This is a genomic window from Burkholderia stagnalis (assembly GCF_039848545.1).
Classification (GTDB): Bacteria; Pseudomonadota; Gammaproteobacteria; order Burkholderiales; family Burkholderiaceae; genus Burkholderia; species Burkholderia stagnalis.
This window is the reverse complement of the sequence record NZ_CP156685.1, coordinates 838,906-860,237: the sequence shown is the minus strand read 5'-3', so window position 1 is coordinate 860,237 and position 21,332 is coordinate 838,906. Positions and strand designations below refer to the sequence as shown.

20 protein-coding genes are annotated in these 21,332 nt (G+C 70.0%); 3 read left to right on the top strand and 17 right to left on the bottom strand.

The features are described from left to right. Positions 1–3: 3 nt before the first annotated feature. From ABFO07_RS04080 to ABFO07_RS04070, 3 genes are read right to left on the bottom strand one after another with little or no spacing between them, the layout of a single operon-like run. A complete protein-coding gene (locus tag ABFO07_RS04080; protein WP_347468391.1) occupies positions 4–1,146 on the bottom strand; it encodes an acyl-CoA dehydrogenase family protein in 1,143 nt (380 codons plus the stop codon). Between the two features lie 9 nt (positions 1,147–1,155). Continuing rightward, positions 1,156–2,364, bottom strand: coding sequence for an acyl-CoA dehydrogenase family protein (locus ABFO07_RS04075; protein WP_347468390.1), 1,209 nt, complete (start codon positions 2,362–2,364; stop codon positions 1,156–1,158). Between the two features lie 30 nt (positions 2,365–2,394). After that, positions 2,395–4,521, bottom strand: coding sequence for a 3-hydroxyacyl-CoA dehydrogenase NAD-binding domain-containing protein (locus tag ABFO07_RS04070; protein WP_347468388.1), 2,127 nt, complete (start codon positions 4,519–4,521; stop codon positions 2,395–2,397). 170 nt (positions 4,522–4,691) lie between these two features. Between ABFO07_RS04070 and ABFO07_RS04065 the strand changes: the two genes are divergently transcribed. Both ABFO07_RS04065 and ggt read left to right on the top strand, forming a co-directional pair. Beyond that, positions 4,692–5,654, top strand: coding sequence for a LysR family transcriptional regulator (locus ABFO07_RS04065; protein ID WP_059566481.1), 963 nt, complete (start codon positions 4,692–4,694; stop codon positions 5,652–5,654). A 71-nt stretch (positions 5,655–5,725) separates the two neighbouring features. Next, positions 5,726–7,606, top strand: a complete 1,881-nt coding sequence (ggt, locus tag ABFO07_RS04060) for a gamma-glutamyltransferase (RefSeq protein ID WP_059960085.1) — start codon at positions 5,726–5,728, stop codon at positions 7,604–7,606. A gap of 132 nt (positions 7,607–7,738) precedes the next feature. Here the strand turns inward: ggt and ABFO07_RS04055 are convergent, their stop codons facing one another. The 6 genes from ABFO07_RS04055 to ABFO07_RS04030 all read right to left on the bottom strand — a co-directional run bounded on the left by ABFO07_RS04055 (position 7,739) and on the right by ABFO07_RS04030 (position 13,019). Next, positions 7,739–8,710, bottom strand: a complete 972-nt coding sequence (locus ABFO07_RS04055; protein ID WP_059891239.1) for an ABC transporter permease subunit — start codon at positions 8,708–8,710, stop codon at positions 7,739–7,741. Next, positions 8,707–9,504 (bottom strand): taurine ABC transporter ATP-binding protein, encoded by a 798-nt coding sequence (locus tag ABFO07_RS04050; protein ID WP_059566477.1) that lies wholly within the window; start codon positions 9,502–9,504, stop codon positions 8,707–8,709. Before ABFO07_RS04050 ends, ABFO07_RS04055 begins: the two co-directional genes overlap by 4 nt. A gap of 31 nt (positions 9,505–9,535) precedes the next feature. Next, the gene (tauA, locus tag ABFO07_RS04045; protein WP_059883251.1) at positions 9,536–10,552 is read right to left on the bottom strand and encodes a taurine ABC transporter substrate-binding protein; all 1,017 of its coding nucleotides are present in this window, start codon (positions 10,550–10,552) and stop codon (positions 9,536–9,538) included. Between the two features lie 260 nt (positions 10,553–10,812). Further along, positions 10,813–11,808: a lipoyl synthase gene (lipA, locus tag ABFO07_RS04040; RefSeq protein ID WP_059566475.1), complete on the bottom strand. Its 996-nt coding sequence runs from the start codon at positions 11,806–11,808 to the stop codon at positions 10,813–10,815. Continuing rightward, the gene (gene lipB, locus ABFO07_RS04035) at positions 11,801–12,604 is read right to left on the bottom strand and encodes a lipoyl(octanoyl) transferase LipB (protein WP_059996352.1); all 804 of its coding nucleotides are present in this window, start codon (positions 12,602–12,604) and stop codon (positions 11,801–11,803) included. Before lipB ends, lipA begins: the two co-directional genes overlap by 8 nt. Before the next feature lie 88 nt (positions 12,605–12,692). Continuing rightward, positions 12,693–13,019 (bottom strand): DUF2917 domain-containing protein, encoded by a 327-nt coding sequence (locus ABFO07_RS04030; protein WP_059566589.1) that lies wholly within the window; start codon positions 13,017–13,019, stop codon positions 12,693–12,695. Between the two features lie 102 nt (positions 13,020–13,121). Between ABFO07_RS04030 and ABFO07_RS04025 the strand changes: the two genes are divergently transcribed. After that, positions 13,122–14,066 (top strand): transcriptional regulator GcvA, encoded by a 945-nt coding sequence (locus ABFO07_RS04025; RefSeq protein ID WP_059803235.1) that lies wholly within the window; start codon positions 13,122–13,124, stop codon positions 14,064–14,066. Positions 14,067–14,081: 15 nt separating this feature from the next. Here the strand turns inward: ABFO07_RS04025 and ABFO07_RS04020 are convergent, their stop codons facing one another. The 8 genes from ABFO07_RS04020 to ABFO07_RS03985 form a co-directional block, all read right to left on the bottom strand. Beyond that, positions 14,082–14,390: an HP0495 family protein gene (locus ABFO07_RS04020; RefSeq protein ID WP_010090550.1), complete on the bottom strand. Its 309-nt coding sequence runs from the start codon at positions 14,388–14,390 to the stop codon at positions 14,082–14,084. Next, the gene (locus ABFO07_RS04015; protein ID WP_059883249.1) at positions 14,390–15,316 is read right to left on the bottom strand and encodes a D-amino acid aminotransferase; all 927 of its coding nucleotides are present in this window, start codon (positions 15,314–15,316) and stop codon (positions 14,390–14,392) included. The genes ABFO07_RS04020 and ABFO07_RS04015 overlap by 1 nt, the downstream gene beginning before the upstream one ends. Positions 15,317–15,365: 49 nt before the next feature. Further along, on the bottom strand, positions 15,366–16,682 hold the full coding sequence (locus ABFO07_RS04010; protein WP_347468383.1) for a D-alanyl-D-alanine carboxypeptidase family protein: 1,317 nt from the start codon (positions 16,680–16,682) through the stop codon (positions 15,366–15,368). Between the two features lie 628 nt (positions 16,683–17,310). After that, on the bottom strand, positions 17,311–17,955 hold the full coding sequence (locus ABFO07_RS04005) for an alpha/beta hydrolase (RefSeq protein WP_059566470.1): 645 nt from the start codon (positions 17,953–17,955) through the stop codon (positions 17,311–17,313). A 17-nt stretch (positions 17,956–17,972) separates the two neighbouring features. Then, positions 17,973–18,290, bottom strand: a complete 318-nt coding sequence (locus ABFO07_RS04000) for a (2Fe-2S) ferredoxin domain-containing protein (RefSeq protein WP_059566469.1) — start codon at positions 18,288–18,290, stop codon at positions 17,973–17,975. A 101-nt stretch (positions 18,291–18,391) separates the two neighbouring features. Continuing rightward, complete coding sequence (locus tag ABFO07_RS03995; protein WP_059803241.1) at positions 18,392–19,543, bottom strand: VanZ family protein; 1,152 nt, start codon at positions 19,541–19,543, stop codon at positions 18,392–18,394. Between the two features lie 19 nt (positions 19,544–19,562). Next, complete coding sequence (locus tag ABFO07_RS03990; protein ID WP_407060560.1) at positions 19,563–20,201, bottom strand: ABC-type transport auxiliary lipoprotein family protein; 639 nt, start codon at positions 20,199–20,201, stop codon at positions 19,563–19,565. A 19-nt stretch (positions 20,202–20,220) separates the two neighbouring features. Next, positions 20,221–21,150, bottom strand: a complete 930-nt coding sequence (locus ABFO07_RS03985; protein ID WP_059803243.1) for an MlaD family protein — start codon at positions 21,148–21,150, stop codon at positions 20,221–20,223. Positions 21,151–21,332 lie beyond the last annotated feature (182 nt).

The following is a 21,332-nucleotide window of genomic DNA, read 5'->3' as shown; positions in this document are numbered from 1 at the left end:
TGCTTATTGTTTCGACTGCGGTTTAGACAGCGCGATATAGCGCGCGAGATGGTGGTCCTCGTCGCCGAGCTGGTGATCGATCATCACGAGGCGCTTCGCGTAGTGCGACAGCGGCAGCTCCCACGTCATGCCGATCCCGCCATGCAGCTGGATGCTCTCCTCGGCGACGAGCGTGCCGATCCGGCCGATGCTGTATTTCGCCGCGGCCAGCGCGCGCTCGCGCACGGCACGCGGCGCATCGAGCTGCGCGGCCGCGTTGATCACCGCCGAGCGCGCCTGCTCGACTTCGAGCAGCAGGTCGGCCATCCGGTGCTGCAGCGCCTGGAAGCTGCCGATCGGCATGCCGAACTGCTTGCGGGTGCGCAGGTACTCGAGCGTGTGCTCCTTCGCGACGTCCATCGCGCCGAGCGCCTCCGCCGACAGCGCGAGCAGCCCGTAGCCGAGCACGCGTTCGAGCAGCGCCGCGCCGTCGTGCGGATCGCCGAGCGCCGCGTCGGCCGGCAGCGCGACGCGCTCGAAGCGCACCTCCGCCGCACGGCCGCCGTCGATCTTCCGGTAATCGCGCAGCGACACGCCGTGCGCATCGGCCGGCACGACGAACAGGCGGATGCCGTGCGCATCGTCGTCGTTCCCCGCGGTGCGCGCGGATACGACGAAGAACGCGGCCTGCGCGCCCTGGTCGACCACGCCCTTCGCACCGCTCAGCACCCAGCCGTCGCCGCTCTTTTCCGCACGCGTGCGCACGGTGGTCAGCTCGTAGTGCGAGCCCGGCTCGTCGTGCGCGAACGCGGCGCTCGCGCTGCCGGCGATCAGCGCGGCGAGCCGCTCGCGCTGCGCGTCGCCGCCGGCGAGCGCGAGCGCGCGGCCCGCGAGCAGCGCGCCGAGGAACGGCTCGACGACGAGCCCGCGCCCGAGGCATTCGAACACGACCGCGATATCGAAGCCCGCGCCGCCGAAGCCGCCGTCGGCTTCGTCGAACAGCACGCCGATCGCGCCGAGCTCGGCGAAGCGTTCCCACATCGTCCGGTCGAAGCCCTGCGCCGATTGCGCGATGCGGTCGCGCACCGGGAACGCGTACTGCTCGGCGATGAAGCGGTTCAGCGTGTCCGCCAGCATCCGGCGGTCTTCGGTATGTCGAAAGTCCATGAGCGTTCCTTACAAGCCGAGCATCATCTTCGCGATGATGTTCTTCTGGATTTCGTTCGAGCCGCCGAAGATCGACAGCTTGCGGTTGTTGAAATACTGCAGCGCGGCGCTCGCGGCCTCTTCCGGCCCGACCGGCTCGCCGTCGTAGTCGGCATCGAGCGCCTCCTCGACGAACGGCTGCGCGTACGGCCCCATCGCGCGCCGCATCAGCGACGTGATTTCCTGGCGGATCTGCGTGCCGCGGATCTTCAGCATCGAGCTTTCCGCGCCCGGTGCGCCGCCGCCCGCGACCGCGGCGAGCACGCGCAGGTTGGTCGTCTTCATGTTCTCGAGCTCGATCTCGACGCGGGCGACGCGTGCCGCGAAATACGGATCGTCGGCGAGCGGCCGGCCGTTTTTCCTCACCTTCGCGGCGACCGCGCGCAGCCGGTCGAGCGCGGCCGTCGAGAAGCCGACGCCCGCGATGTTGGTGCGCTCGCAGGTGAGCAGGTATTTCGCGTAGGTCCAGCCGCGGTTCTCCTCGCCGACGAGGTTCGCGGCCGGCACGCGCACGTCGGTGAAGAACACTTCGTTCACCTCGTGCTCGCCGTCGAGCGTGACGATCGGGCGCACCTCGACGCCGGGCGTGTTCATGTCGATCAGCAGGAAGCTGATGCCCTCCTGCTTGCGCACGTCGGTCGCGGTGCGCACGAGGCAGAAGATCATGTTCGCGTAGTGGCCGAGCGTGGTCCACGTCTTCTGGCCGTTGACGATGTAGTGTTCGCCCTGCGCGTCGATGCCCCGCACGGCGCTCGTCTTCACCGCCGCGAGATCGGAGCCCGCGCCCGGCTCCGAGTAGCCCTGGCACCACCAGTCGGTGCCGTCGAGGATGCGCGGCAGCCAGTGGCGCTTTTGCGCGTCGCTGCCGTACTTGATCAGCACGGGCCCGAGCATGCTCACGCCGAACGGCACGATGCGCGGCGCGCCGGCGAGCGCGCATTCGTGATCGAACAGGAACTTCTGCGCGACGCTCCAGCCGGGGCCGCCGTACTCGCGCGGCCAGTGGTTCGCGAGCCAGCCGCGCGCATCGAGGATCGCGTGCCATTCGCGCATGTCGTCGCGCGTCAGGTGCAGGCCGCCCTTCACCTTGCGGGAAATGCGCTCCGGCAGCCGGTCTTTCAGGAAGCGCTGTACGTCGGCGCGAAACGCTTCTTCTTCGGGCGTGAAATCGAGATCCATGGGTTCTCCGTAACGAATTCGGGGCAACGTTCAGTCGACGCGGTTCAGGCTCGCGAAGGTCTCGCCGCTCTCGACCAGCGACACGATCAGCGGCGACGGCTTCCAGAACAGCGGATCCTCTTTCGCGAACGCGCGCAGGTCGGCGAGCACGTTCGCGAGGCCGACGGTATCCGCGTAGTGCATCGGGCCGCCGCGGTGGCGCGGGAAGCCGTAGCCGTGCAGGAACACCGCGTCGACGTCGAGCGGGCGCAGCGCGATCTTCTCGTGCACCACGTTCGCGCCTTCGTTGATCATCGCGGCGAGGTAGCGGCGCAGGATCTCGTCGTCGGTGAACGCGCGCGGCGCGATGCCCTTCTTCGCGCGTTCCTCCGCGACGATCGCATCGACCTCGGGGTCCGGCGTGCCGCTGCGCGCGCCGTCCGGATACAGGTAATAGCCGCGCCCCGTCTTCTGCCCGAACCAGCCGCGCTCGCACAGCCGGTCGGAAATCCCGACATAGCGCGCGCGCGGATCGCGCGTCGCCGCGCGGCGCTTGCGGGTCGCCCAGCCGATGTCGCCGCCCGCGAGGTCGACGACCTGGAACGGCCCCATCGGGAAGCCGAACGCGCGCACCGCGCGGTCGATCTGGTACGGCGACGCGCCGTCTTCCATCAGGTAGTCGGCCGCGGTGCGATAGACCGCGAGGATCCGGTTGCCGATGAAGCCGTCGCACACGCCCGCGCGCACCGGCGTCTTCTTCAGCAGCTTCGCCAGCGCGAACGCGGTCGCGACGACCTCCGGGCTCACGCGCGCGGGCACGACGATCTCGAGCAGCTTCATGATGTTGGCCGGCGAGAAGAAATGCAGGCCGATCACGTCGCCGGGCCGCTCGATGCTCGCGGCCAGCCGGTCGATGTCGAGATACGACGTGTTGGTCGCGAGCACCGCGCCCGGCTTGCACGCGCGCGCAAGCGCCGCGAATACCGCCTGCTTGACGTCCATGTCCTCGAACACGGCCTCGATCACGACGTCGACCTGCGCGAGCGCGTCGTACGACGTGCTGCCCTTCAGCCGCGCCAGCCGCGCCGCATGCGCGGCGGGCGTCATGCGGCCCTTCGCGACGAGCCCGTCGTAGACCTTCTCGACGTGCGCGCGGCCGCGCGCGAGCGACGCGTCGTCGCGCTCGATCATCGTCACCGGCAGCCCGGCGTCGAGCGCGGCCACCGCGATGCCCGCGCCCATCGTGCCGCCGCCCACCACGCCGATCCGCTCGACCGGCCGCGCGCTCGCGTGGCGCGCCTCGGGCGCCTTCGCGGCCTCGCGCTCCGCGAAGAACGCATGCACGAGGCCCGCGCGCTGCGGGCTGTCGATGCACTGCAGGAACAGGCTGCGTTCGAGCGCCATCCCCGCATCGAACGACTGCGTGAGCGCGGCCTCGACCGCGTAGACGATCTTCGCCGGCGAGAACAGCCCGCGCGACTTCTTCGCGAGTTCGTCGCGCGCCGCGTCGATCGCCGCTTGCGCGGCCGCGCGGTCCGCCAGCCCCTGCGCGTCGCGGCTGCGCCGCGCGGGCGCGCCGAGCGACAGCAATTCCTGCACGTACGCGAGCCCTTCGGCGAGCGTGTCGTCGCTGTGCGCGAGACGGTCGACGAGGCCGAGCGCGAGCGCCTCGTCCGCGCTCGCGTGGCGGCCGGACAGCATCAGGTCGAGCGCGGCCTTCGCGCCGATCAGGCGCGGCGCGCGCTGCGTGCCGCCCGCCCCGGGCAGCAGGCCGAGCGTCACTTCGGGCAGGCCGAGCTTCGCGCCCGGCACCGCGAGCCGGTAATGCGCGGCCAGCGCGACCTCGAGGCCGCCGCCGAGCGTCGCGCCGTGCAGCGCGACCACGACCGGCTTCGCGCTCGACTCGATCCGCTCGCACACGTCCGGCAGCGACGGCGGCACGGGCGGCTTGCCGAACTCGCGGATGTCGGCGCCCGCGATGAAGTTGCGCCCCGCGCCGACGATCAGCACCGCGTGGATCGCGGCGTCGGCCTGCGCGGCGTCGAGCGCGTCGGCGAGGCCGCGCCGGACGTCGGCCGACAGCGCGTTGACGGGCGGATGGTCGAGCGTGACGACCAGCACCTTGTCGCGCCGCTCGCGCGTGACCGGGCCGGTGCCGGGGGAGGGGGAGAGGTTCATCAATGCACCTGCGATGCGGGAAAGGTCACCGGCCGGACGCCGGGCGTGACTCGATTCTCGATTGATCGAGATTCATTGACAATTCCCTCGCTCTTTTACAAGCTGTCAAATCCGGCTTGACATTGAATGCGTGCAAACCGTTAAACGGGACAGATGAGGAGACCTCGGGCATGGACCTGAACGCGCTGACGCTGCTCGTCGAGATTCTCGACGCGGGCAATCTCAGCAAGGCTGCGCAGCGGCTCAAGATGAGCCGCGCGAACGTCAGCTACCGGCTGAACCAGCTCGAGCGCTCGATCGGCCAGCAGCTCGTGCGGCGCACGACGCGCCGCATCGAGCCGACCGAGATCGGGCTGAAGCTGTACGAGCATGGCCGGCGCATCCGCAACGAGCTGCTCGCCGCGCAGGAATCGGTGACGACGCTCGGCCAGGACCTGCAGGGCCGCGTGCGGCTGTCGGTGCCGAGCGGCTACGGGCAGCTCGTGATGTCGGACTGGCTGCTCGCGTTCAAGCGGCTGTATCCGGGCATCGTGCTCGACGTCGTGTTCGAGAACCGCGTCGAGGATCTCGTGCGCGACGAGGTCGACATCGCGATCCGCGTGATGTCCGAGCCGCCGCAGAACCTCGTCGCGCGCGACATGGGCGCGGTGCGCTACGTCGCGTGCGCGTCGCCCGCGTTCGCGGCCGCGCACGGCATGCCGGCCGGGCTCGACGCGCTGTCGGACGCGCCCGTGATCACCGCGACGGTGATGGGCCGCCAGTTGCGGATCGCCGCGTATCTCGGCGACGAGCGCCACGAGGTGCTGCTCGAGCCGACGCTGATCTCGGAGAACTTCCTGTTCCTGCGCCAGGCGATCCTCGCGGGGCTCGGCGTCGGCATCGTGCCGGACTACGTCGTGCACGACGACGTGCGGCGCGGCGCGGTGGTCACGTCGCTCGACGCATACCGGCTGTCGATCTTCGGCACGCACATGTACATGCTCTACATGCCGAACCGCCACCACACGCGCGCGACCGCAACGTTCATAGAGTTCATCCTCGAACAGGCCGGAAAGACCGGCCGGGGCGGGCCGGACGCGCTGCGTCAGGGTTTCCGGTCGGATGACAATGCGCTCGCGGCGCGGCGACAATAGCGCGCGTCGGCCGATGCCGGCGCGCCGCCGCTTCGTTTCAGGTTCCCGCATTCACACCTGCCGAGGGTTCAATGTCCGACCGGATTCGCCTGCGCCCGCCTTCATGGGCGATGCTCGCCGCCGCTGCCGCGCTCGTCGCGTTCAATGCCGCGTGCACGTCCCCCGCGCCGCCCGCCGGCGCGGCAGCCGCGCCCGCCACGGCCTCCGCCGCATCGGCCGCCGTCGCGCCGGTCGCGCATGCGCCCGAGCTGTCGTCCGGCTGGATCGACAAGCCGGGCTGGACCGCGCAGCGCTACATGGTGGCCGCCGCGAATCCGCTCGCGGCGCAGGCCGGCTACGAGATGCTGAAGGCGGGCGGCACCGCGATCGACGCGGCCATCGCGACGCAGATGGTGCTGGCGCTCGTCGAGCCGCAATCGTCGGGCATCGGCGGCGGCGCGTTCATGCTGTATTTCGACGGCAAGGCCGCGCAGGCGTACGACGGCCGCGAAACCGCGCCGGCCGCCGCGACCGAGCGCCTGTTCTACGGGCCGACCGGCCAGCCGATGAGCTTCTACGAGGGCGTGGTCGGCGGGCGCTCGGTCGGCACGCCGGGCGTGCTGCGCATGCTCGACGCCGCCCACCGCGCGCACGGCAGGCTGCCGTGGCGGCGCCTGTTCCAGCCGGCGATCCGGCTCGCCGAGCACGGCTTCACGATCAGCCCGCGGCTCGCGACGCTGATCGCGAACGACAGGTACCTGATGAAGGATCCGGCCGCGCGCGCGTATTTCTACAACCCGGACGGCACGCCGAAACCGGCCGGCACGATCCTGAAGAACCCGCCGCTCGCGGCCGTGCTGCGCCAGGTCGCGGACCACGGCGCGAACGCGTTCTACTCGGGCGCGATCGCGCGCGACATCGTCGCGAAGGTGCGCCGGCACCCGACCAACCCGGGCCTGCTGTCGCTGCAGGATCTCGCGCGCTACAAGGCGAAGGTGCGCGAGCCGCTGTGCACCGACTACCGCCGCTCGGTGGTGTGCGGGATGCCGCCGCCGTCGTCGGGCGGCCTCGCGATCGCGCAGATGCTCGGCATCCTCGAGGCGATGCCCGACTGGCAGCAGATCGGCGCGCAGAAGCCGGTGCGCAACGACGTCGGCTTCGAGCCGACGCCGTTCGCCGCACACCTGTTCAGCGAGGCCGGCCGCCTCGCGTACGCGGACCGCGCGCGCTACGTCGCGGATCCGGATTTCGCGCCGCTGCCGGGCGGCGGCTGGGCGAGCCTCGTCGACAAGCGCTATCTCGCGCAGCGCGCGCGCCTGATCGGCGACGGCAGCATGGGCGCCGCGCAGGCCGGCACGCCGCAGGGCGCGACGCTCGCGCTCGCCGACGACCGCAGCCCCGAGCTGCCGTCGACGTCCGACCTCGCGATCGTCGACCGTTACGGCCACGCGCTGTCGATGACGACGAGCGTCGAGGACGCGTTCGGCTCACGGATGATGGTGCGCGGCTTCATGCTGAACAACCAGCTCACCGATTTCTCGTTCGTGTCGAGCGAGAACGGCCGGCCGGTCGCGAACCGCGTGCAGCCCGGCAAGCGGCCGCGCTCGGCGATGTCGCCGGAACTCGTGTTCGACAAGAAGACGAAGCAGGTCACGCTGGCGGTCGGCTCCGCGGGCGGGCCGGCGATCATCAATCACGTCGCGAAGGCGCTGGTCGGCGTGCTCGACTGGGGGATGACGATGCAGCAGGCGATCGCGCTGCCGAACTTCGGGTCGATGAACGGGCCGACGCAGCTCGAGCGCGGCCGCGTGTCGGACGCGCTCGTCGACGGGCTGAAGGGGCGCGGGCACGACGTGCAGGTCGTCCAGATGAATTCGGGGCTGCAGGGCATCCAGCGGCTGAACGTCGAGGGGCGCACCGTCTGGTTCGGCGGCGCGGATCCACGGCGGGAAGGGATCGCGATGGGGGATTGAGAACCGGGCGATGCATTCATCGCTGCGTGCGGCGGCCTGCCGACGATCGTGTGCATGCGCATCCGAGCGGCCGCCGGCGCGATGGCGCGCGCGGGCCGCGCACGTCGCGTCGGGCCGCCAAGGTCACACGGCCTATCCCCTTCCCTTCCACGGCACGACCCGCCGCTCGACCCACCGCATCGCGAGATCGAACAGCCACGCGATCGCGCCGATGATCAGGATTCCCATCACGACGAGATCCGTGCGCAGGAAGCTCGACGCGTTGAGCACCATCTGCCCGAGCCCGGCCGTCGCGGCGACCATCTCGGCCGCGACGAGCGTCGTCCAGCCGAAGCCGATCGCGATCCGCAGCCCGGTGAGGATTTCCGGCAGCGCGGCCGGCAGCACCACGTGCCGCACGATCTGCGCGAAGCTGCCGCCGAGCGAATACGCGGCGTTGATCTGCTCGACCGTCGCGGCCCGCACGCCCGCGCGCGCCGCCATCGCGATCGGCGCGAAGCAGGCGAGGAAGATCACGACGAGCTTCGCGGTCTCGTCGATGCCGAACCAGATCACGACGAGCGGCAGGTAGGCAAGCGGCGGCAGCGGCCGGTAGAACTCCAGCAGCGGATCGAGCACGCCGCGCGCGACGCGGCTCACGCCCATCAGGATGCCGGCCGGCACGCCGAGCGCGGTCGCGAGCACGAACGCGCCGAACACGCGCGCGGCGCTCCACAACAGGTGCTCGGACAGCGGCAGGCCGCCCTGGATGCGCCCGTGCCACGCGTCGACGAACGCGGCCCACACCGCTTCCGGCGCGGGCAGGAACAGCGGCGGCAGCCATTGACGGTGCGTCGCGACCCACCACAGTACGGCCAGCGCAGCCACCGTCGCCGCGCTCAGCGCGCCCGTCTTCCCCTGCCCCGGCAACCGGTAGCGGCGCGACGCGCGCGCGGGCCGCGCGGCGGCGGCACGCTGCGGCGCGGCCGTGCGATCCTGCTCGAAACCTGCGGCCGTGCGATCGGCCGCCCACGAATCCTGCGTGCTCATGCTGTCCTGCCTGTGCAAAGTGCTGATCCGGCCATGTCCGACGGCCGCGCCCTGCCGCGCGAGCTCGCTCGTCACGCAGCCTCTCCGACCGTCTCGTCGCGATGCAGATACGCGATCAGCCGCTCGCGCCACGCGATGAAATCGGGCGACGACTTCACCGCGCGCGCATCGCGCGATTCGACGTAGCGGCGCGCGAACGGCAGCTCGAAGGTCTCGGCGATGCGGCCCGGCCCCGGCGTCATCACGACGAGCCGCGTCGCGAGAAACAGCGCCTCCTCGACGTCGTGCGTGATGAAGAACACCGTCTTGCCGGTGCGTGCCCACACGTCGAGCACGAGCGCCTGCATCGTGCCGCGCGTCATCGCGTCGAGCGCGCCCATCGGCTCGTCCATCAGCAGCACGCGCGGATCGCTGGCCAGCGCGCGCGCGATGCCGACGCGCTGCTGCATGCCGCCCGACAATTCATACACGCGCGCCTGCGCATGGCGTTCGAGCCCGACGAGCGCCAGCATCTCCTGCGCACGCCGCGTGCGCTCGGCCTTCGGCACGCGCGCGAAGCGCAGCCCGAGCGCGACGTTGTCGAGCACGTCGAGCCACGGCAGCAGCGCGTATTTCTGGAACACGACGCCGCGGTCCGCGCCGGGGCCCGTCACGGTCGCGCCGTCGACGCGGACTTCGCCGGTCGTCGGCGCGACGAAGCCGGCCATGCAGTTCAGCAACGTCGTCTTGCCGCAGCCCGACGCGCCGAGCGCGACGACGAACTCGCCCGACTCGAGCGTCAGGTCGACCTGCGCGAGCGCCTGCGTCGTCGGCCGCCCGCGCTCGCCCGGATAAGCCACCGACACCTGTCGGACTTCCAGCGTGCTCATGTCTGTCGCTCCGCGATGCGTCGCCGCGCGTTCAGCGCGCGGCCTTCTGCACGAACTGCGGATCGACGCCGACCGAGTAATCGGCGAGCACCGTCTGGATCGTGCCCTGCGTCTTCAGGAACGCGGCCGTCGCCGCGAGCGACTTCGCCGCGCCCGATTGCGCGCCGCCGCCGAGCCACGTCGGCGACGCCTGCTCGGCCGGCGTCGGGAATGCATAGAGCGCGAGGCTCGCGGGCACGTCCTGCGCGTTCGCGCCCGACACCTTCGCGACGGCCGCGACCTGCGGCGAGCCGAGCTTCCAGGCGGCGGCATGCGCGCGGTAATCGGCGTCGGCGGACGCGAGCACCTTCACGAAGCGCGCGACGAACTCGGGGTTGTCGCGCGCGAACTTGCGGCTCACGACGAAGCCGTCGAAGGTCGCCTTGCCGCTCTGCTTCGCGACCTGGCCGGACGTCGTCAGCACCGTCCCGGACTGCTTGACCTTCGCGAGCACCGGGTCCCAGATGTAGGTTGCGTCGATGTCGCCGCGCGTCCACGCCGCCGCGACTTCGGGCGGGCGCAGGTTGACGATCTTCACGTCGTTCGGGTTGACGCCCGCGGCCTGCAGCGCGACGAGCGTATGGAAGTGCGACGTCGACACGAACGGCACGCCGATCTTCCTGCCCTTGAGCGCGGCAACGTTGGTCACGCCCGAGCCGTTGCGCGCGACCAGCGCCTCGGCGTCGTTGATGTTGTCGAGGATCCAGAACAGCGAGATGTCGAGCCCCTGCGACAGGCCGGCCGCGATCGGGCTCGAGCCCGCCTCGCCGAGCTGCACCGAGCCCGACGCGAGCGCGCGGATCACGTCCGCGCCGCTGTCGAGCTTGCGGAACGTGACCTTGTAGCCGGTCGCCTTCTCGACTTCGCCGCTCGCCTGCGCGTAGCGCCACGGCACGACCATGTCCTGGTACGCGATCACGACCTCGCGCGATTCGGCGTGCGCCGCGCCGAGCGCGGCAAAGGCGGTCAGCGCGACGACGGCGCGGCGGACGAAGCTGAAACGGGACATGCGGCTCTCCTTCGGAATGCGGGCGTTGCTGCGGGAGAGCCGACTATAGGAGGTTTGCGCGGGGCCGGAGCGAACTTATCCTGCGAAGCTATCGACGCCGTTTCCGCTTTGCTTTCCACGCTGGATTGGATCACGCGTCCGGTCGGGTGGCGATTGTCGTGCGCGGGCGCGGGCCGCTGCCGGGCGACACAGACAAAAAAGCCCGCATCGCTGCGGGCTTTTCCGGGTTCGTCCGTGACGAAGCGAAGGCGCTTGTATCTTTAGACCACGCCCGCCCCATGCGCCTGCAGATCCGCGTGATAGCTCGACCGCACCATCGCGCCGACCGCCGCGTGCGTGAAGCCCATCTTGTACGCCTCTTCCTCGTACATCTTGAAGGTGTCCGGATGTACGTACGCGCGCACCGGCAGGTGGTGCTCGGACGGCTGCAGGTACTGGCCGATCGTCAGCATGTCGACGTCGTGCGCGCGCAGGTCGCGCATCACCTGCAGGATTTCCTCTTCGGTCTCGCCGAGGCCGACCATCAGGCCCGACTTCGTCGCGACGTCCGGATGCAGCGCCTTGAAGTCCTTCAGCAGCTTCAGCGAGTGCGCGTAGTCCGAACCGGGGCGCGCTTCCTTGTACAGGCGCGGCACCGTCTCGAGGTTGTGGTTCATCACGTCGGGCGGCGCGGCGTTCAGGATCGAGATCGCGCGGTCGAGACGGCCACGGAAATCCGGCGTGAGAATTTCGATGCGCGTGTCCGGCGACTGCGCGCGCGTTTCGCGGATGCACTCGACGAAGTGGGCGGCGCCGCCGTCGCGCAGGTCGTCGCGGTCGACGCTCGTGATCACCACGTACTTGAGCTTCAGCGCGGCGATCGTGCGGGCGAGGTTCTTCGGTTCGTCCGCGTCGAGCGGATCGGGGCGGCCGTGGCCGACGTCGCAGAACGGGCAGCGGCGCGTGCACTTGTCGCCCATGATCATGAACGTCGCGGTGCCCTTGCCGAAGCATTCGCCGATGTTCGGGCAGCTCGCTTCCTCGCACACGGTGTGCAGGTTGTGCTCGCGCAGGATCGTCTTGATCTCGTTGAAGCGCGAGCTGCCGGTGGCCGCCTTCACGCGGATCCACTCGGGCTTCTTCAGCTTCTCGATCGGAATGACCTTGATCGGGATGCGCGCCGTCTTCGCCTGCGCCTTCTGCTTGGCGGTCGGATCGTAGGCAGGGGTCGTCGCGGCCGAATCAGCCGGTGCGGGGGAAGCGGTAACGTCAGTCATTCGAATGTTCCAGTGCCTGCGGCTTGTCGGCGGCCGCGAGTTCGCCGTCGAGGTTGGCGATCAGACGGCGCACCAGCGTGTGCGCGACGTCGTTCCAGTCGGCGGCAACCTCGAGGCTCGCCATGTCGACGGTTTCCAGTCCGGCATAGCCGCACGGGTTGATCGCAAGAAACGGGCGCAGATCCATCTTCACGTTCAGGCACAGCCCGTGATAGCTGCAGCCGTTGCGGATCTTCAGGCCGAGGGCCGCGATCTTCGCGCCTTCGTGCACGCCGGATGCCACGTAGATGCCCGGCGCGCCCGCCTTGCGGACCGAAGCGAGATTATACGCCGCGAGGGTTTCGATCACGGCCTCCTCGATCTTCGTCACGAGCGTGCGCACCATCAGCTTGCGCCGGCGCAGGTCGAGCAGCAGGTAGACGACGATCTGGCCGGGGCCGTGGTAGGTGATCTGCCCGCCGCGGTCGACCTTGACGAGCGGCACGCCGCTGTCGGCCACCAGCAGGTGGGCCGGGTCGCCCGCCTGCCCGAGCGTGTAGACGGGCGGATGCTCGACGACCCAGATCTCGTCGCCGGTGTCGGCCGTGCGCGTATCGGTGAACGCGCGCATCGCGTCGAAGCTCGCCTCGTACGACTCGACGCCGCGCCAGCGAACCGTGACGGCCGGTTGGACGACCGGCTGGGCAGCCGGTAGAACGACCGGCTGGTCCGGCTGGGCCGGCTGGGCCGCAGCGGCGGCGGGTGAATCGGAAGCGGCGACAGGCGTGGACACGATGAAAACCGGCGAGACGGACATGGGCGGTAGTTTACCGAAAACCCATGGGTCTCGCCGGCAATGGAAAGGGACGGATCGTCGGCATCCGCCCCGGCAGGAAGGCTGCGCGTCAGACGGTGCGCCAGCCGTCGTGGAGCAGCGCGGCGACGCGCTCGCGCAGCTTTTCGAGGCCCTTGCGCGCGATCTCCTTCGGCGGCCGCGCCACGGAGAACGCGACATGGGCGCTCTGCCCGCCCTCGGCGCTCAGCCACAGCCGCTCGCCGCGGCGCAGCTTCAGCGTTTCGCCGTCCGCGAGGAAGTAGTCGTCGACGTCGTTGCTGCGCGTCGCCCACACCGGCCCGCACTGAATCGTCAGCCGCGTGCTGCGCTGCACCTTCAGCGGGACGGTTTCGCCAGGGGGGATTTCGAACGTGATGCTTGAAGAGATTTCTTGCATGATCGGCTCCACCAAAAAATGCTTCGATGGCTACAATCGTAGTCATCTACAGGCGTCCGACCAAACGACCAATTTTCACGTCAATGTGAGGAAAATTAGCAAATGGACCTGCGCCAGCTCCCCCCGCTGAACGCGATTCGCGCGTTCGAGGCGGCCGCCCGCCACGAAAACTTCTCGCGCGCCGCCGACGAGCTGTTCGTCACGCACGGCGCGGTCAGCCACCAGGTGCGCGCGCTCGAGGAGGAACTCGGCGTGCAGCTGTTCACCCGCAACGGCAAGCGCCTGTGCCTGACCGACGCGGGCAACCGCTATGCGCAACAGATCCGCACCGCGCTGATGATGCTCGCCGACGCCACCCGCGAAGTGCGCGCGAGCGACCGCGACCGGCGGCTCGTGATCTCGATGCTGTCGTCGTTCGCGGCGCGCTTCGTGACGCCGCGCATCGGCTCGTTCATCGAGCGGCATCCGGAAATCGACGTGGAGCTGCAGTCGACCAACGCCATCACCGATTTCGCGCGCGACGACGTCGATCTCGCGATCCGCTTCGGGTTCGGCAACTATCCGGGGCTGTACGTGGAGCCGCTGCTCGAGGAAGCGTTCTTCCCGGCCTGCGCGCCGACGCTGAACGGCGGCGTGCTGCCGAAGACGCCGGCCGATCTCGTGCGCTACAACCTGCTGCGCTCGGACGACGAGCTGTGGCGGCCATGGTTCGATGCGGCGGGCCTCGACACGCTGACCGAGCCGAAGCGGGGAATCCTGTACCAGGATTCGTCGAACCTGCTGCAGGCGGCGATCGACGGCCAGGGCATCGCGCTCGTGCGGCGCTCGCTCGCGGTGCACGAGCTGCTGCACGGGCGCCTCGTGCGGCTGTTCGACATCGACGGGCCGAGCCCGTGGCATTACTACTTCGTGTGCCCGCCGCCGCTGCTGAGCACGCCGCGCGTGCAGGCGTTCCGGACGTGGATACTGCAGGAAGTCGCCAGCTTCAAGCTGCTGAGCGACGAACTGGACGCGCGTCGCGCGGCGGCGAAATCCGCCGCCGCATGAGCGCAAGAGGGAGGGTCAGAGCACGACCTTGACCATCGGATGGCCGGTCAGCGCGCGGTAGATGTTGTCGAGCTGCTCCTGGCTCGTCGCGCGCACGGTGATCGTCAGGCCCGTGTAGTTGCCGCCGCTCGACGCGCGCTCCTCGATCTTCTCGAGGTCGATTTCATTGTCGTGGACACTCACGACCTTGAAGATCGTGTCCTTGAACTCCGGGTGCGCCTTGCCCATGATCTTGATCGGGAAATCGCACGGGAACTCCAGCAGCGATTCCTTCCGGGTATCGATCGCGCCGGTCAGCTCGACGGTTTTGGACGGTTCGCTCATCACTTTCTCCGGGTTAGGTCAAACTGTTCAAACTCGCGCGCCTTCGCGCGCTGGTACGCGTCGTACAACGCCGCGAATACCGGGCCGGGCTTGCCGCCCTGCACCGGCAGATCGTCGAGCGACGTGACGGGCAGCACCTCCTTCGTCGCCGACGTGATCATGATCTCGTCGGCCGCGCGCAGCTCCACTTCGCTGATCTCGCGCGCGACGAACCGGATCCCGCATTCGTCGGCCAATTCCTCGAGCAGCGCGTAGCGGATCCCCTCGAGGATCCTGTTGCTGCGCGGCGGCGCGATCAGCTCGCCGTTCTTCACGATCCACACGTTCGACGACGAGCCTTCGGTCAGGTTGCCGTCGCGCAGCTGCAGCGTCTCGAACGCGTCGTGCTCGGCCGCATGCTGCGCCATCAGCACGTTGCCGAGCAGCGAGGTCGACTTGATGTCGCAATGCAGCCAGCGGCGATCCTCGGCGGTCACGCAGCGCACGCCCTTCTCGCGCTCCGCCGCGGACGGCACGCGCAGCGGGCTCGTCATCACGAACACGGTCGGCACCGCATTCGCCGGGAACGCATGGCCGCGCTTCGCGACGCCGCGCGTCACCTGAATATAGACGAGCGCGTCGCCGGCGCCGAGGCCGTCGGCGTTCGCCGCGACGACGCGTTCGATCAGCGCGCGCCAGCCCGCCTCGTCGTGCGGGTTGTCGATGCCGATCTTCTTCAGGCTGCGTTCGAGCCGCGCGAGATGATGCGCGATCCGGAACGGTACGTGCGCGCCGTCGTGCGCGTAGACGGGCACGACTTCATACACGCCATCGCCGAAGATGAACCCGCGATCGAGCACCGGCACGCGGGCTTGCGACAGCGGCACCAGCTCTTCCTGCGACGAGACGCTCAGGTAGACGATCGATTCGAATTCGGTTTGGCTCATGGCAATACCAGATGGGGATGAAGTCGTCGAAACAAAGGCCGCGATCCGCTTACTTCTTCTTGCTGAACATCAGCAGGATCGAATCCCAGATACGCCCGAAGATACCCGCTTCCGGCACCGCCTGCAGCGCCACGACCGGGAACTGCGACAGCGTCTTGCCGTCGGCGACGATCTTCACGGTGCCGACCGGCTGGCCTTCCGCGAGCGGCGCGATCAGCGGCGCGTTCACCTCGACTTCGGTCTTGACCTTGTCGCCGAGGCCGCGCGGCACCGTCACCCACTGGTCGCCCTTCACGCCGACCTGCACGGTATTCTCCTTGCCCTTGTAGAGGCGCGGCGTCGAGATCGCCTGGCCGCCCTTGAACAGGCGCACCGCGTCGAACGCGCTGTAGCCGTAGCTCAGCATCTTCATGCTGTCCTGCGTGCGGTCGCTTTCCTTGCTCTCGCCCATCATCACCGCGACCAGGCGGCGCGACGCATCGGCCGCGCCCGGCATCGGGCGCTTCGCCGACGAGATCAGGCAGAAGCCCGCCGCCTGCGTGTGGCCGGTCTTCAGGCCATCGACCGTCGGGTCGAGCCACAGCAGCCGGTTGCGGTTGCCCTGGCGGATGTTGTTGTACTTGAATTCCTTCTCCGAGAAGATGCCGTAGTACTGCGGAAAATCACGGATCAGGTGGGCGGACAGCGTCGCGAGGTCGCCGGCCGTCGTGTAGTGGTTCGGGTCGGGCATGCCGTTCACGTCGGCGAAGTGCGTGCCCTTCATGCCGAGGCGCTTGACCTCGTCGTTCATCATGTTGATGAACTGCGCCTCGCTGCCGCCGACCAGCTCGGCCAGCGCGATCGCCGCATCGTTGCCGGACTGGATGATCATCCCGTACACGAGATCGTGCACCGACACCGGCTTGTTCGCCTCGATGAACATCCGCGACTCGTCGCGGCCGACGCGGCGCACGGCCTCGCTCGGCGTGACGATCTGCTCCATCGAGATCTTCTTCTTGTCGAGCGCCTCGAACACGAGGTACGCGGTCATCAGCTTCGTCAGCGACGCCGGCTCGACGCGCTCGTCCGCATTGCCCGATGCGAGCACGGTGTTGCTGGTCGCGTCGACGAGCACCCACGAGCGCGCGTTCACGCCCGGCGGCGGCACCGCGCCCGGCATGTAGGTCGCGGGTGCGCCGGTGGCTTCGGGCGCGGCGGCCGGCACGGCATGCGCAGCCTTGGCCTTGGCGGCCGGCTTTGCCTCGGCGGCGACGATCGTCGACGCGAGCGCGACGGGCAGCATCACGCCGAGCGCGACGTTGCGCACGGCCACGCTGAGGGTGGTGGAGGAAGCGAGGGACTTGAGGCCTTGGGAAGACAAACGCATGATCGATTCAGGCTGATGGCAGAAAGTGCGGCGCGCAACGCGCGCCGGTTGAATGGCATGGCGGCGGGCGTTTCGGCCTGCGCCTGAATCGTCAGGCGATGCGAAACGCGCCGGTTGGACTCGTGCGGGCGCATTCGGTTCGCGGCCGTCGGCGAGCGGGCGCGACGGCGGCGAAACGAGCGCCGCATGGGCCCGGCCGGGCCGCGGGCGACGCGAAATCCGGCCATTATACGTGGCTGCGGCAGGCGTTTTCGCGATTGCGGCGCGGTTCCAACGCATGCCGGCCGCACGGCGAGCACGCCGCCGGGATGCGCAGGACATCTATCGAAGGGAGATGAAAGGCACGCGCAGGCGGCGTGCAAGTCGCCACCGAGCGCGACTGGGAAGCGACTGGGAAGCGACTGGGAGACGACTGGGAGACGACTGGGAGGCGACCGGGAGACGACCGGAGGACGACCGGGGGACGACCGGGGGACGACCGGGGGACGACCGGGGGACGACCGGGGGACGACCGGAGGACGACCGGGGGACGACCAGGAAGCGACCAGGAAGCGACCGGGGGACGACCGGGAAGCGACGAGGACCGCGCCCCGAGCCACCCGCCCCCCGTGCCGCGGCGAAGCGCCGCTCAGCGCCACGCGTCGACGACGACGCGCTTCAGCACATGCAGCTTGCGATGGAAGAAATGCTCGGCGCCGGGAATCACGACGACCGGCAGCTCCTGCGGCCGCGCCCAGTCGTAGACGGATGCGATCGGCACCGTGTCGTCGGTCTCGCCGTGGATCACGAGCGTGTTCTCCGGCACGTCGGCGACCTGCCAGCGGCTCGCGGCCGTGCCGACGAACACCATCCGCTCGATCGCCTGGCCCGCGTCGCGCAGCCGCTTTGCGACGTGCGACAGCACGAAAGTGCCGAACGAGAAGCCGGCCAGCACCAGCGGCAGCTCCGCGAGGCCCGGCTGCGCACGCATGTGCGCGAGCACCGCGAGCAGGTCGTCGGCTTCGCCCGCGCCGTTGTCGTGCACGCCCTCGGTCGCGCCGACGCCGCGGAAATTCGACCGGTAGACGATGTAGTTGAGCTGGACGAGCGTGCGCGCGAGCGTCTGCGCGACCTTGTTGTCCATCGTGCCGCCGAACAGCGGATGCGGATGCGCGACGAGCGCGATGCCGCGCGGCGCGGCGCTGCCGTCGCGCACCGCGTCCGGCAGGTCGACGGCGATCTCGATCCGGCCGACCGGGCCGGCGATCAGCGATTTCTGCGTATGTACGTTCATGCGTCGGGCCGGCTCGCTCAGATCTTCAGGCGTTCGACGACCTGGCCGTCGCGCAGGTGCGATTCGACGATCTCGTCGATGTCGGCCTGGTCCACGTACGTGTACCAGGTGCCTTCCGGGTAGACGACCATCACGGGCCCCTCCTCGCAGCGGTCGAGGCAGCCCGCCTTGTTGATGCGGACCTTGCCGGGCCCCGCGAGGCCGAGCTCCTTCACGCGCTTTTTCGCGTATTCCTGCATGGCCTGCGCGTCGCACCGCGCGCAGCTCGGACGTTCGGCGCCGGGTTCGCGCTGGTTCAGGCAGAAGAAGACGTGGTGCTGGTAGTAGGAATCCATGATGGGTGAGGGCAAGCGGCCCGACGGCGAGGCCGGGCCGGCGGTGGCGGGTGAATGGTGCGGACGATTATAGCGAGCGGCGCGCGCGGCTGCCCGGCCCGTCAGCGGCGCCGCGCGGCCGGCAGCCACGCGCGTTCGACGCGCTGCCCGAGCCAGATCAGCGCCGCATAGGGCCAGATCCACGCGAGCCAGCGCGCGATGCTGTTGAAGTGCACGTAGCGGCCCTGGCGCCAGCCCGACAGCGTGTAGTCGAAGAACGGGTTGACGGGCAGCAGGTTCACGAGCGCGACGCCCGCGCACAGCGCGGCGGCCGCGAGCGCGGCCCGCCACGCGCCGGGCACGTACAGCGCGACGAGCGCCGCCGCGAAGCCGAGCTCGATGCCGAGCCGCGCGCCCGGCGTCGCCCACACCACGACGAGCCCGGTGGCCGACTGCATGTACGTCGCGGCGGACTTCAGCGCGAGCGTCGCGACGACGAACGCGATCAGCAGCCGCACGCGTGGCGCGCGCGGCCGCATCGCGAGCGACGCGACCGCGAGCGCCGGAAACAGCATCAGCCCGCCGAGCACGGCTTCCCACGCGGAATCGGACAGCCAGCCGTCGACGCGCTGCGGCCAGTCCGTCACCTGCCATGCGGCCGGCAGCCACGCGAGCAGCGCGTCCTGCATCGACACGTCGGCGCGCTCCCACAGCGCGGCCGGCCAGTCGCCGATGCCGAACAGGAACGGCGACGGAAAGAGGATCGCGAACGGCCACAGCGCGGCCAGCAGCAGCGGCGTCGCGCTGTCCGCCTCGAACCACGCGAAGCGCAGCCGCCTGAGCACGCCGCGCTCGAGCAGCGCGCCGGTGGCCGGCGCGACGAGCGCCGCGCCGAGCAGGGCGCCGAGCGCATTGGCCGCGAGATCGAGATTCGACGCGATGCGCGTCGGCAGGTAGGTCTGCAGCGCCTCCATCGACGCCGACAGCAGCGCGCCGAGCGCCGCGGCGATCAGCGTCGCGCCGACCCCGCGCCAGCGCGGGTGCAGCGCGAGCACCGCGAGCGCGCCGAACGGCAGGTAGCCGAGCACGTTCGTGACGACGTCGAACGCGGTCACATAGCGCTGCATCGGCGCGAACAGATAGTCGAACGGCCCGATGCCGAGCGCGAGCCAGCCGTCGAACGGATACAGCGACGCGTAGACGATGAGCACCGCATACGCGGCGCAGGCCTGCCGCGCCAGCGTCGACGCGCGATGCGAGCCGGGCCCGCTCATCGCGAACGCGGCCCGCGCGTCACGGCGTGCCCGCGTAGGCCCGCAGGCCGACCCACGCGGCGATCTGCGCCACCAGGTCGTCGCTCGCCGTCGCGAGCGCCCGCGCGCCGCCGGCGGCGTCGGGCGTGCTCGACGGCGCGCGCGCGACGAACGTGCGCTGGCCGAGCACCTTGCCGTCCAGCGTGAGCGTCGCGCGCGCGGCGACCGCGCCGTGGCTCTGCGTCTCGCCGTCGAACACCTGCTCGAACTCGTTCAGGTCGATCTTGAGAGTCGGCGCGCGCACGCCGTCGGAGCCTTCGAGCACCGCGCCGCGCGACGACAGCGCGCTGCGCAGCCGCTGCGTGAGCAGTTGCGCGGGCGGCGCGGTCCAGCGGCTGTCGCGGTACACGGCGGTGCGCTGCGCATCCGCGTACGCGAGCCGGTACACGAACTTGTCGGAATCGAGCGCGTCGGGCGCGGCGACGTCGAGCACCTTCAGCGCGGGGCCCGTGCCGGCGGTCGCGGTCGATGCGGCCGGGCCGAGGTCGTAGCGGATGTTCGACTGCGCCGCGCGTTCGCTCGCGCAGCCGGCGGCAAGCGTGAGCGCCAGCGCCGCCAGCGCGGCCGCGGCCGGGCGCAGCGCGCGGGCAAGGGTTCGGGACATGGCGTGTTCCTGCATGAAGGTTCTCGGTTCGATGTCAGTGGCCGGCCGTGGCGCCCGGCCAGGCGAAGCCCGCCTCGCCCGGCCCGGGCGCGGCGCCCGGGGCGCCGAACAGCAGGCTGCGCGGATTGCGGCCGAGCTCGCCCGCGACGTCCTTCAGCTGCCGCGACGCGTCGCCGACGCTCGCCGCCAGCGCGTTGAAGCGCGGCAGCGTGTCGTACTGCACGCGCGCGTTCAGCTCGTTCAGCGCGACACCGATCTGCTCGGCCGCCGTGCCGGCCTTGTTCAGGTTCGCGACGAGCGGGCCGTTCGGCTGCAGCATCGTGCTCGCCGACGCCATCGCGCGGTTCACCTCGCGCATCGTCGCCGGCAGCTCGGCCACCGCCGGCGCGAGCTGCTTCGACAGCGTCGTCGCGCCGTCGGCCGCGTGCTGCAGGCTTTCCGCCGTCGCGCGCAGCTGCTCGCGCATCTCGGGCGACATCAGCTCGTTCGCGCTCTGCGCCGCCAGTTCGAGCTGCCGCAGCAGCACGTCGCCGCGCTGCTGGATCTGGTCGAACAGGCTCGGGTGCATCGGGATCTGCGCGACCGCCTTCGACGACGACGGCAGCGGCGACAGGTCGCTGCCCGTGTCGTCGAGCTGCACGAACGCGATGCCCGTCACGCCCTGGAAGCCGAGGCTGCCGAACGTCGACTGCGTGATCGGCGCGGTCTTGTCGACCAGGATGCGGATCCGGATCTGCCCCGGATGCGTGCGGTCGAAGCCGATCGACTGCACCTTGCCGACGTCGAGGCCGCGAAAGCGCACCGCCGCGTCCGGGAACAGCCCGGTGACGTTGGTGCGCGCGATCAGGTCGTACGGGATGCGCACGGTGCGGTCGACGTTGAACCAGAACACGGCGCCCGCGATCGCGAGCGTCAGCGCGATCGTGAACAGGCCGGCCCAGAACGCATGTGATTTGTTTTCCATTCGCGGGTTCCGTTAGGGTCTGTTTACATATGGAACGCACATGCGTTGCCACGAGAACGGCCGCTCGCGAGGCGCGCGACGCAGCGAATACCGGGCGTATTCGCAAGGAGCGCAACGCGGCGTGCGGCCGTTCTCGTGGCAACCCCAATTAAAAAAACCATTCCACGGGAATGCCCGAAATC